This is a genomic window from Halobacillus sp. A1-3 (assembly GCF_050971765.1).
Taxonomy (GTDB): domain Bacteria; phylum Bacillota; class Bacilli; order Bacillales; family Halobacillaceae; genus Halobacillus; species Halobacillus mangrovi_B.
In genome coordinates this window covers 52,869-65,169 of sequence record NZ_JBPCEO010000012.1, presented here as the reverse complement: position 1 = coordinate 65,169, position 12,301 = coordinate 52,869, and the positions used below count along the sequence as shown (strand labels likewise).

At 40.3% G+C, this 12,301-nt stretch carries 8 protein-coding genes; 5 read left to right on the top strand and 3 right to left on the bottom strand.

What is annotated here, in order from left to right; translation table 11 throughout:
• The first annotated feature begins 5 nt into the window (after positions 1–5).
• Together helD and ACRYKC_RS18580 are read left to right on the top strand one after the other, a co-directional pair.
• Complete coding sequence (helD, locus tag ACRYKC_RS18585) at positions 6–2,282, top strand: RNA polymerase recycling motor HelD (RefSeq protein WP_433809109.1); 2,277 nt, start codon at positions 6–8, stop codon at positions 2,280–2,282.
• A gap of 53 nt (positions 2,283–2,335) precedes the next feature.
• A complete protein-coding gene (locus ACRYKC_RS18580) occupies positions 2,336–3,172 on the top strand; it encodes an aldo/keto reductase (protein WP_433809107.1) in 837 nt (278 codons plus the stop codon).
• A gap of 36 nt (positions 3,173–3,208) precedes the next feature.
• On the opposite strand, the gene ACRYKC_RS18575 is transcribed toward ACRYKC_RS18580, so the two are convergent.
• Genes ACRYKC_RS18575 through ACRYKC_RS18565 form a run of 3 tightly spaced genes read right to left on the bottom strand, consistent with a single transcriptional unit; the run spans position 3,209 to position 6,929 of the window.
• Positions 3,209–4,342 carry a Ger(x)C family spore germination protein gene (locus tag ACRYKC_RS18575; RefSeq protein WP_433809105.1) on the bottom strand — a complete coding sequence of 378 codons (1,134 nt, stop codon included), beginning with the start codon at positions 4,340–4,342 and terminating at the stop codon, positions 3,209–3,211.
• A complete protein-coding gene (locus ACRYKC_RS18570) occupies positions 4,339–5,448 on the bottom strand; it encodes a GerAB/ArcD/ProY family transporter (protein ID WP_433809103.1) in 1,110 nt (369 codons plus the stop codon). The genes ACRYKC_RS18575 and ACRYKC_RS18570 overlap by 4 nt, the downstream gene beginning before the upstream one ends.
• Complete coding sequence (locus ACRYKC_RS18565; protein WP_433809101.1) at positions 5,445–6,929, bottom strand: spore germination protein; 1,485 nt, start codon at positions 6,927–6,929, stop codon at positions 5,445–5,447. Before ACRYKC_RS18565 ends, ACRYKC_RS18570 begins: the two co-directional genes overlap by 4 nt.
• Positions 6,930–7,055: 126 nt before the next feature.
• Between ACRYKC_RS18565 and ACRYKC_RS18560 the strand changes: the two genes are divergently transcribed.
• From ACRYKC_RS18560 to ACRYKC_RS18550, 3 genes are all read left to right on the top strand, one after another.
• Positions 7,056–8,087, top strand: coding sequence for a TIGR00341 family protein (locus ACRYKC_RS18560; protein WP_433809099.1), 1,032 nt, complete (start codon positions 7,056–7,058; stop codon positions 8,085–8,087).
• A 417-nt stretch (positions 8,088–8,504) separates the two neighbouring features.
• Positions 8,505–10,253 carry an ABC transporter ATP-binding protein gene (locus ACRYKC_RS18555; RefSeq protein ID WP_433809097.1) on the top strand — a complete coding sequence of 583 codons (1,749 nt, stop codon included), beginning with the start codon at positions 8,505–8,507 and terminating at the stop codon, positions 10,251–10,253.
• Entirely contained in the window at positions 10,250–12,280 is a 2,031-nt protein-coding gene (locus ACRYKC_RS18550; protein WP_433809095.1) for an ABC transporter ATP-binding protein, read from the top strand. Before ACRYKC_RS18555 ends, ACRYKC_RS18550 begins: the two co-directional genes overlap by 4 nt.
• The last annotated feature ends 21 nt before the right edge of the window (positions 12,281–12,301 follow it).

Here is a 12,301-nt window from a genome sequence, read left to right as displayed (position 1 = left end):
GACTAATGACGAATAGCCACCCTGAATTACAAGAAGAACTGAAACGTTTATCCTTCACAAAAGCTTACATGGAACGTCTAATTGCCTCCCAGCAATCAGGACAGGAAGCATTGAAAAAGCGCCAGGAAGACACCCTAGCTCATCTTGACTTCAAAGACAGCAGCCTCCGCTATCAAGAAATGCTTTCTCATGCAAACTTTATGAAGATGTCTAAAGATCAGCTAGAAAGCCTCATTCATCTACGTAAGAAACCTTATTTTGCCCGCATTGATTTTCATCGCAAAGAAAAACCGGAACGTGAAGTCTTCTACATTGGAAAAATGTCATTGTTTGATCGGGAAACTCAGCTTCCGATCATTTTGGACTGGCGTTCTCCGCTCGCTAATGTCTATTATGAAGGAAGACTTGGAGAAGTCGGTTATGATGCTCATGGAGAGCGTTATGAAGGACATGTCTCCTTAAAGCGGCAGTATCAGATTGAAGAAGGAGAGCTTGAGGATTTTCGCGATATCGATATCACTACGAAAGATGATCTGCTTCAAGACTCCCTTTCTCAAAACGCCGAGAATCGTTTAACTGAAATTGTTGCAACAATTCAGGAAGAACAGAACAAAGTCATTCGAGCAGATTTAAGAAAGCCGATTATCGTTCAAGGAGCGGCAGGAAGTGGTAAAACAACGATTGCGCTTCATAGAATCTCCTATTTTTTGTATACCATGAGAGAGATTTTTAAACCAGAGGAAATGCTAATCCTAGCTCCCAACCGTTTGTTTATTCAATATATCTCTGAAGTGCTTCCAGAGTTAGGTGTTCAGCGTGCCAAACAAACCACTTTTACAGAGTTTGTATTGGAAGTGACAGGGATCCACTGGCCGGTGACTACTCAGCATGAGATACTAATGAAATCCATAGAAGAAGGTAAGTCAGCCGACGACTTAGCATTATGGTCGGCGGGGTACAAAGGATCCCAATCATTTAAAGACTTATTGAATCGATATATGCAATGGTTGAAAAAAGGATATCAGATTGATCAAGATTTTCTCTTGGCAGGTTTCAAAATTAAAAGTGCCAAGTCAATCAATCATTTATTTTTTAAGGAGTACAGTTATTTTCCTTACGAGGTTCGTATCCAGAAAATTAAAGCTGTTCTTCAAAGTGAGTTAAGAAGAAAAAAGAAGCAGATTTTATCAAAAATGGCTGAGAAATACGATGAAGAACTTGATAAAGCGCTGTTTGGTTTCAATGATCCAGAGAAGCGTAAAACAAGGGTAAGCTTTCTAATCACAAGAAAAGAAGAACGGCTAAATGAAGTTAAAAAAGAGGCTCGAACAGCTGTTCAGCGTTTTATGAAGCAGTATCCAAAAAGAAAACTGTTAGATGTGTATCAGCAGTTGTATGAAGAAGAAAATTTCCTTTCACTTTGTAATCAGGACACTCCGGAACTGAAAGAAATGAGGGAATCGACAAGTAGGTACTTAAAAAAGAAACAATTGAACTCAGAAGATTTAGCTGCTTTACTATATATCCAATCGTTCATTAAAGGAATGGATAAAGACCATCAAGCGAAAAAAGTGGTCATTGATGAAGCGCAGGATTACAGTTTCTTTGAAATTTACGCTTTACGTAGAGCTTTTCATACGGACCTTTTCACGATTGTAGGTGATCTTGCCCAGGGAATTTACCGTTATCGTGGACTGAAGAACTGGGAAGTGTTAGCAGATGATGTCTTCAGAAACGTTAATTACCTCACTTTGCAAAAAACGTATCGAACAACTATCGAAATCATGGATTTAGCGAACGAGTTGTTAGCCCTTATGCCAGATGAGCTTCCGAAGGCGGAACCAGTTGTAAGACATGGCGAACTTCCTACGTTTTTGCAAAGCGCAAATGGGTGGAAAGGACACTTTAAGGATATGGTTACTCACCTTGCAATGAGTGGAATGAATAGCTTTGCCATCGTAACCAAAACCAAACGAGATGCTGAGCATGTTGCGTCACAGATTCAAGACCTTGATTTGGGATTTAGAATGCTTGAAGAAGACGAAGAGATGAGTGATCGAATGATTCTGCCTGCCTATCTTGCAAAAGGGCTGGAGTTTGATGTTGTTTTCTTATACAGTCACCATCACCGTTATCAGCTTAAGGAATTAGATATTAAAATGTTATATGTGGCCATGACAAGACCGCTCCACAAACTTTACCTGATCGGCAATACTCCTGAAGACTTTCTTCTGAATCAGGTGGAGGAGTCATTATATTCAACTAAGCATCGAAAGGTTTGAATTCTCTTAAAGTTTGGGAATTTTAAAAAGGAATATTCTTGTTTAAGGAGTAGATGAAAATGAGTTTAACGGAAGCTGTAACATTAAAAAATGGAGTGAATATGCCTAAAATTGGGCTTGGCGTCTATAAAATGGAGAACGATGAAGAAGTAATCAACGCTGTAAAATCAGCTCTTGATGTCGGCTATCGTCATATTGATACGGCTTCTTTTTATGACAACGAAGAAGGTGTAGGCAAAGCGATCAAAGAAAGTTCTATTCCTAGAGACGAGCTCTTCGTGACTACAAAAGTTTGGAATGATGAACAAGGATATGAAGAGACGCTACAGGCGTTTGAGCGCAGCTTGCAGAAACTGCAGCTGGATTACCTGGATCTGTACCTGATTCATTGGCCAGTTCCAGGGAAGTTTAAGGATACATGGAAAGCACTCGAAAAGCTTTATAAGGATGGTAAAGTGAAAGCAATTGGCGTGTGTAACTTTATGGAGCAGCATTTAGATGAGCTCTTGGAGGATGCAGAAGAAACGCCTTTGGTAAACCAGGTTGAATTCCACCCTGAACTTTATCAAAAAGACCTTGCTGACTACTGCTATCAGAAAGGAATCCAGCTTGAAGCCTGGGCACCGCTTGCCAGAGGCCGCTATTTTGATGCCGCTATTTTAAAACAGCTGGCCGAAAAATACGATAAAACCCCAGCACAAATTATCCTGCGCTGGCATTTACAACATGATGTCGTGATCATACCTAAGTCTTCCAATAAAGAACGACAAAAAGAGAACGCTGATCTTTTCGATTTTGATATGAACGATGATGAAATAAAGAGGATTGATGCTCTTCATAATAATGAAAGAATCGGAAAGCACCCAGATGAATTTGAATATGAGACCTAAACGGCAAGCCCCTGAAGAGATTTTTCAGGGGCTCCTTTATTCTGTAATTCCATACCGTAAAATATTTGTTTTCACATCAAACTTCACATCATAATCAGGAATTTGGTCGCGCCAGCTTTCTGCTGTTAAACGATTCTTTCTAGCAGTCGTATTAAATTTTTTTCCGAAACCAGCAGGATCCACCTGTGTTTCCTTTAGTTGTTCCATCACTCTATTGAGGTTATCTTTAATTTCTGTTTCTACCTCTTTCTCAAGAGCTTTAATAGCTTTTTTACTTTTTAGGTCAACGTCCTTTGTTATTTCCAGTAATCTAGCTTCCATTTTAATATCAACCTTATAACTAGCAGGGTCCTTTTTATCAGGTTTGATCGATAAATCGCTCGCCATTTGGTAAAGCGATACGAACAATTCATCCTCTTCATTGGAGTTGTTTATGCTCTTTTCTTTGAGATAGTTATCTAGAGCATCTTCAGGGAGCTCAAGTTGGAATTCCCCATGTTTCAACTCATTTCTTAACATCATCACGTAGATAATGTCATTGGCTCCAAGGCTCTTCACGTACCGGTCATCCTGAAATAAAGCTAACCCCTGAATGACTCCCTTTCCATTTTCAAGTGTTAGCTGTGGAAGGACAGGATCGACCCCTATATTAAAATAGTCTTGTTGGAAGACGGTCAAAGTCGCATCTGTAATCATTTCATGTTTCATACTCTTTTCAATTAACCTGTGTAAATATTCCCCTGTATTAGGGGCATCTTCGGAAGGTGTTGATTTAAGAAGTTCAGAGGTAGGCACTTCACTAACGGCTAGCAAAGCCATATCGGAGACTTTAGCATCGCGCGAGAGAGTATCCATATATCTGGTTAATCCTTTAGTTGCGAGTTCTTTTTGAAAAAGTGCAACTCTGACTTGCCCAGAAACAAGTTTATGACTTGTCTTTCTATGGGCGGCCAACCGAATTCCCTTTGAAGTATTGGCTTCACTTGTAACCACTTGGGAAGTATTCGTTGAAGTAGGGTCAAATTGAAATAAGACTAATGTGCCTCTAATTTTTTTCTCGTCGACTAAATCGTATCCCACAGCTGTGATAATCCCTAATTGTTCAATATAATTTTTTGGAATGCATCCTGTACACAACAATAAGAGGATGACCATACATAAGATTCTCATGTAGTACGTCTCCTTTTTCGCCATAGTTTTCTAATCTTAAGGGAAAGAAAGACAAACAAAGGATAGACGAATACAATCCAAAATCCCAGTTTAGAAGTAGTATCAGTTAAAGTGTTTATATCTATCCGATATTCAATCAAGATGGAAGCTAAAAAAAGTAATCCGCTGATTACATACAAGCTTTTTTTCTTTGGAGCATTAAACATACGATTTGTTGTATGGATGAGCATCCAGCAAAGCAGGACGATATTAGGGATTACAACCATCATCCACATAGCGACAGCGATAAAGTCAAAACGTTCAATAATTGGGAAGCTAATGATTTTAAATAAGGATAACGTTGCCCACACGGTTTGCTCTAAATGATCAGGTCCGAAATAACCAATGGAAACGGTAGTCACCAATAGAATTAAGGAAGTTGTCAATGCTAGTGCGATATGAACGGGGAGAGCAACTTTTTCCTTGTTTTTTATATAAGGATAGACAAACAGTAGAATCTCCATCCCTAAGACAGTGTAGGCGGTCTTTTGAGCCCCTTTTAATAATTCCAAAGGACCGGATTGGGCGATAGGTAAAAAGTTATCCCAGTTCATATAAGTGACTGGCTTATAAATCGTAAGAGCGAGCCAAACCGTCATAAAAAAGAAGATGAAACTTGTGCCCACTACCACTCGAAATCCACCTAGTACACAATAAATCATGAGTGAAAGTAAGAATAAACTCATTAGCCATATAGGGATGCTAGGGAAAATGAATACTTGAACAACCTCTACATAATTTTTTATAACTGACAACAAAATGAAAAATTGATAGATCAAAAAGACAATTCCTATTGTTATGCCAATATATTTTCCGTATAAATCACACTGGATCCCGATAATATCAGCGCTATCGTACTCCTTCAAAATTGAAATCATAACCCATGCTATAAAGTGAAGGTACAATCCAGCGATTAGAATGGAGATCCAGGCGTCATGTCCTGCTTCTAAATAAAGGATACGGGGGACCCCCATGATTCCTGCACCCGTTTGAATGGTGTGAACTATAAAAAATAAATAAAAAGCACTGACTGCAACCTCTGGTTTAACGATTACATTTGTTTTCATGAGGGGTCCACATCTTTATGTTTATTAGATTTTTTGCTACTGTATCGGTTTTTATCTTTTGGCATTACTAGTAAGGGTCGCTTAGAGTTCTTTTGAAAAGGAAGACGGATGATGGAATCATTAAAATCTCTCAGAGAAAGTGGATAAATAGGTGCCAAGTAAGGGCGTCCGAGCGACTTCTGCTTTAATAAATGGATAATGAGAAAGCTAAGTGCGAATGTAATGCCGATTAATCCATATGCCCCAGCAAGAATAATCATTGGAAAACGAACAATTCTTACCGCCGTACCCATTAAGTAGCTAGGAGCCGTAAAGGAAGCTAGAGCACTTAAGGCAATGATAATGATCAAAATGTTACTAGTAAACCCAGCTTGAACTGCGGCCTGTCCGAGAACAATACCTCCTACGATACCCATCGTCTGGCCGACTTTTGTAGGTAGTCTGGCTCCGGCCTCACGCAGTAATTCAATGAGGATTTCCAGGAGCAAAGCTTCCATTACAGGCGGAAATGGTACAGTGGCCCTTGATTGTCCTAGCGATACCATTAAAGAAGAGGGGATAATTTCATAATGGTAGGTAAGAGCAGCAACGTACATAGGTGTTAAGATAATTGAAATAAACATAGCGGTAAAACGAAGGAGTCGGATGAACGACCCCATGTTCCACCTCATATACAGGTCTTCCGTTGATTCAAAATAACTGAAAAGGGTCATTGGGCCAATTAGCATTGTTGGGCTTTTATCTACCATAACTCCGACTCTTCCTTTCGTGATCGAGTTGCAGAATCGGTCAGGGAGTTCCGTGAATAAAAGCTGTGGAAAAACAGAACTTGATGAATCTTCAATCAGCTGCCCTAATACACTTGTATCTTCTACTTCAGCTACTTTTAAATCCTTGATTCGCTGTCGTATTGTGTCTACATTTTCATCGTTAGCCAGGGACTTTAAATAGACGATTCGTACTTCAGATTTAATCCTTTCTCCTACAATCATTTTCTCTACTACCAAATCATCTGTGTCCAGTCTCCAGCGTACAACATTTAAATTTGTAACAAGAGATTCTGTAAAAGACATCTGTGGACCAAAAACAAGTGATTCTGTTTCGGCACGCTCCAATCCTCTGTGGTCTTGCTGAGGAAGAAAATAGGTGATCGCCTCACTTTCCCCTTCAATATAGACACATATATTTCCGTGGATCAGCTGTTCTGTAATCTTCTTTATCGACTTTTCTTTATTGGAGGAAGTGAGTGGAATCTTATTTTGCAAGTCTCTATTTGTCCATGTTTTTCTTGAGCGAGTTAAAGGTTCAAGTAATTCTCTTTCAAGCCGTTCTTTTTTCACTTGGTAAGAGATAAATTGAACAATGATGGACTGACCCTTGATCTGAAAAACTTTTTGGATTAAGTCCGGGCTTTGGTTGAATTGTTCTTTCATCGTATCCATAAAAGTTTGTATATCCATGGGAAGCTGCTTGTTGTCCATTTCCTTTCCTCCTTCTCAAGGTAGATAGAAATAGTATGCGGAAATAAGGGGACATTATAAGTGAAATCACTTTAATTAAACTCCTTACGAAAATTTAATAAATACCCCTGAAAGGAGGAATTCCCTGTGAACTTACAGCTTATCGAAGTGTATATTCCTGACCGTCATTTTGAGTCGATCAATGAAAACCTGCAGGAATACGATCATCAGTCTTATTGGGTCTCGAGTGAGTCAGAGGAGAGGATGCTCGTTCGTATCCTAGTTGAAACTCGTAACGTAGAAGAGATACTCAATTATTTAGAAGAAGTATCAAATGTAGTGGAAGGTTTTGAAACGATGCTTATTCCTGTTCAAACCTATTTATCAAAAGAAACGATCCACCAGGAAGCAAAAGAAGAGAAAGAAAAAGAGAAACAAGATAATGAGGAAGATAAAGCAAGTTTACTAAGGGCAAGCCGGCATGAATTGTTAAGTTCCGTTGAAAAGAACAGTCATATTACCTTAAATTATTCCTTATTGATTATTCTTTCTGCCGTCGTTGCCACCGTTGGCTTTTTGAAAGACAGCGAGGCTGTTGTCATTGGAGCCATGGTGATTGCCCCAATGATTGGTCCTGTAATCGCTATCGCCTTTTCTTCTATACTGGGAGATTATAAGCTACTGGGAAAATCAATTGCTACTTCTTTGTATGGAGTCGCTATTGTATTAATCATTTCTATATTATTTGGTTATTTCTCTGATATGGGAATGGGAACGGATCAATACATTGATCGGACAAAAGTCACGATTGTGGACATATTTCTGGGGGTCGCTTCAGGGGCGGCAGGAGCGCTTGCTTTCCTTAACCGATTGTCCGGGAACCTGGTCGGAGTGATGGTTGCTGTAGCCCTGCTTCCGCCGAGTGTAGCCATGGGTATGTCACTTGGGGATGGATCTTATGAATTAGCTTTTGGTGCATTTTTGTTAGTTACCGTTAATATCATGTCCATTCTGCTAGCGGCTGTCAGCATTTTCTCAATTAGTGGAATCCGTCCAGTTAGATGGGAAGAAGTGCAGCGTGCGAATGTATCCAGGCCGTTATCAATTGTATTTGTCACGATTATCATTATTATTCTTGCCCTTGTCATTCTTGTTGGTAAAGATCTAACCTTTCCATAATAAAACTCATTCAAGAAATTTACAAAAATACAGTTGAATTAATTTTTTGAAAATTATATAATATATAATCATTGATACATGGAGGTCACGACGATGAAAAAACAACGTTTATTCCAAACGACAATTTCATATCGATCGTGGCGGATTTTTGACCTTGTATAGGAATCGTTTGATTTCAAATCCATAGGATACATGAGGCCACGGTTATATACGTGTCCTTTTTTTGTATGTAGAGCATACGTCATGGACGTATGCTCTTTTTTGATGTTCAGCAAGGAATTTTCTTGCTTGACATAAATAAAAAATTTTTAGGAGGTACTTATGAAATGATTAGAACTAAGAACCGTCAAGAATGGAACGAAGAGTGGAAAGAGAGCGGTTAGCAAAGATCGGTAAGTAGGAAAGGGCGGAAGTCTTATGTTTAGTGTTTTGTTTAAATTGAGTTGGTTTTTTAAAAAATATTGGAAGCGTTATACTTTTGCGGTTATCGCTCTAGTTATCGCAAGTGTGATCGACCTTATCCCGCCGAAGATTATTGGTATGGCGATTGACGAAATCCAATTTGACACACTTACTTCAGAAAAATTGATGGAGGTCATGCTGATCTATGGAGGAGTCATCGTTGCCAGCTATTCCATCTCTTATTTATGGGATTACACCTTATTTAGTGGGGCAATGATCATGGAGAGAACAATGCGTTCAAAATTGATGAACCATTTTCTAAAGATGACCCCAACGTTTTTCGGTAAGAACCGAACTGGAGATTTGATGGCTCGAGCAACCAATGATTTGAAGGCGCTCACGATGACAGCAGGATTTGGTATTTTAACGCTTGTTGATTCTACGGTGTTCATGTTGTTAATCATTGCTGTGATGGGGTTTACAATCAGTTGGCAGCTGACCTTGGCCGCACTTCTTCCTTTGCCAATCATGGCTATTGCCATGAATAAGTATGGAAAAGTGATTCATGCTCGGTTCACAGAGGCTCAGACAGCTTTTGGAGAGATGAATAATAATGTGCTTGAATCTGTCCGTGGAGTACGGGTTTTGCGTGCTTTTGTGCAGGAAAATAACGATAATCAAAGGTTTCAAACGATGACAGAAGATGTTTATGACAAGAATATTGAAGTCGCTAAGATCGACGCACTATTTGAGCCCACGATTCAGATCCTTGTCGGACTTTCTTACACCATAGGCCTCGGCTATGGCGCAGCACTTGTTTTTCAGAATGTCATCACGTTGGGCCAAATGGTTTCATTTAACGTTTATTTAGGAATGCTGATTTGGCCTATGTTCGCGGTTGGAGAACTGATCAACGTTTTACAACGTGGAAATGCCTCCCTTGATCGAGTGAACGAAACGCTGGATTATGAGCCTGATGTGTGGAGCCCTGCCGTTTCAAAAGTGATGGATCGCCCTAAAGAAATCATTTTCAAGAATGTTTCCTTCCAATACCCAGATGCAGAAATGCAAGGGTTAAAAGATATTAACATCAGTATCTGCCAGGGAGAGACGATCGGAATTGTCGGCAAAACGGGCGCAGGTAAAACAACGATTTTCCGTCAGCTGCTTCGTGAGTACCCCGGGATCAAAGGAGATTTGCACATCAATGGTGTAGATATTCAAGATTTGGAACTTGAAACAACACGTTCCTGGATCGGTTATGTTCCGCAGGATCAAGTCCTTTTTTCAAAAACAGTGCGAGAAAATATCCAATTCGGTAAATCGGACGCGACTGACGAAGAAATTCACCGGGTTCTTAAACTTGCTCATTTCTTAGAAGATATTAAAAATCTTCCTAAAGGGTTGGATACAAAAGTTGGAGAGAGCGGTGTCACGTTATCTGGGGGCCAAAAACAGCGTGTGTCGATTGCTAGAGCCTTTATCATGGATCCGCAGATTCTGATCCTTGATGATGCCATGTCAGCCGTTGATGGAAAAACAGAGGCAAATATCATTGAACATTTAAGAAAAGAAAGAAAAGGCAAAACCACTTTGATCGCAGCTCATCGCTTGTCTGCTGTGACTCATGCAGACCATATCATCGTCCTAGATGAAGGGCGGATTGTAGAAGAAGGTACCCATGAGGAACTCATCCGTCAAAGTGGCTGGTATCGAGAACAATATAAACGACAACAGTTAGAGGATGGGGAGGCGAGACGATGAAGAAAATATCTACAGAGCGTAAACTGCTTCAGTATGCTTTGTATTTCAAAAAAAGCATCCTCATCGGATTGGTCTGCCTTGTTATAGCGGTTGCATTGGAATTGACGGGTCCATTTATCGCCAAACGATTGATCGATGAGCATATTGTCGGCATTGAAGATCAATGGTACCAAGTGGAGACGAAAGATGAATACACGGTAGCTTACGATGGTGAATGGTATAAACGTGAGGACCGACTGGATGGAACGGAAAATACATTGGCTGTCGCAACAATACTTCAGGTCAACCGCTCTTACTATTTCGTGAATGAAGAGCTCCCCACAACTGGGAACCGGGAGATTGATGCAAGCCAACTGACGGTTAAAACGCCTGAGCAAACTTATCAAGCAGAAGCCGAGTCGCTTTCGCTTGCTCAGCTATTCCGCTTCTTCCAACCAGAAATCCCTTCGATCTATTGGTTGTTAGGAATTTATGTAGGTCTATTATTTATTGCTGCTGTCTTTCAATTCTCCCATACGTTTTTATTACAAAAGACTTCAAACCGAATCATTCGTAAGATGAGGAATGATCTTTTTACTCATATTCAGCGTCTTCCAGTCCAGTATTTTGTCAATCAGCCAGCGGGAAAAATCGTGGCCCGAGTGACGAACGATACGGAAGCGATTCGCGAGCTTTATGTTCGGGTGTTAGCGACTTTTGTAACGAGCTTTTTCTATATGGCAGGTATATATGTCGCCTTATTTTTACTCGATGTCAGGCTTGCACTCATGTGTCTTTTGCTCGTTCCGATCATTTATGTATGGATGAAGCTGTATAAGCGATATGGCGGAAAATACAACAAAGTCGTCAGGTCTACGGTCAGTGATATGAACGGAAACATCAATGAAGCGATTCAAGGAATGTCAATCATCCAGGCATATCGACAGGAGCAACAAACGTCGAATGACTTTGAAGAATTGAATGAGCGACATTTCACTTATCGGAGGAAACTCGTTAGGTTAAGTGCGCTTACTTCATGGAATCTAGTTAATGTTTTGAGGAATATTGCTTTTGTAGGATTCTTATGGTATTTTGGCTCTCAATCTTTAGGAGCAGAAGGAGTCGTAACTGTTGGTGTTTTATATGCCTTCGTAGATTATTTGAACCGTCTTTTCCAGCCAATTACCGATTTGGTCAATCAACTTCCACAGCTAGAAGAAGCTCGAGTATCAGCAGGCCGTGTATTTCAATTGCTGGATGAAGATTCCGAAACGGTGGATACCGAGAAGATCAAACGATACGATGGTCATATTGTTTTTGATCAGGTCACATTTGCTTATGACGAAGGCAATGATGTGCTAAAAGATATTTCTTTTGATATTAGACCAGGACAGACGGCGGCCTTTGTCGGACACACTGGATCGGGGAAAAGCTCGATTATGAACTTGTTATTCAGGTTCTATGACCCGCAGCGTGGATCCATTACAATTGACGGGCATTCCACAAAAAACTGGTCTAGGCAGCAAGTGCGCAGCCATATGGGTATTGTGCTTCAAGATCCGTTTATCTTCTCTGGATCAATCTTGTCGAATGTAACTATGCATGATGACCGTATTTCCCGGGAAATGGCGAAAGAAGCTCTAAAAGCCGTCGGAGCTGATCGTTTCATCGAAAAGTTACCAAAAGGGTATGATACTCCTGTTAGAGAAAAAGGAGATTCCCTATCCATGGGAGAAAGGCAGTTGATTTCGTTTGCCAGAGCATTAGCCTTTGATCCAGCTGTTTTGATTCTTGATGAAGCGACTGCAAATATCGATACCGAAACAGAGCAGATGATCCAGAGAGCACTAGAAGTCCTGAAGCGAGGCCGAACGACATTGGTAATCGCTCACAGATTGTCTACCATCCAGCAGGCAGATCAAATTTTTGTCTTGAACCATGGTACAATGGTAGAGCAAGGGACACATAAAGAGCTGATCGCACAGGAAGGCCAATATTACCAGATGTATCAAATGCAGCAAGGCTCCGTAAAGGTCAGCGCGATGTAGTTCCAATTCTCCTGTAAAGGG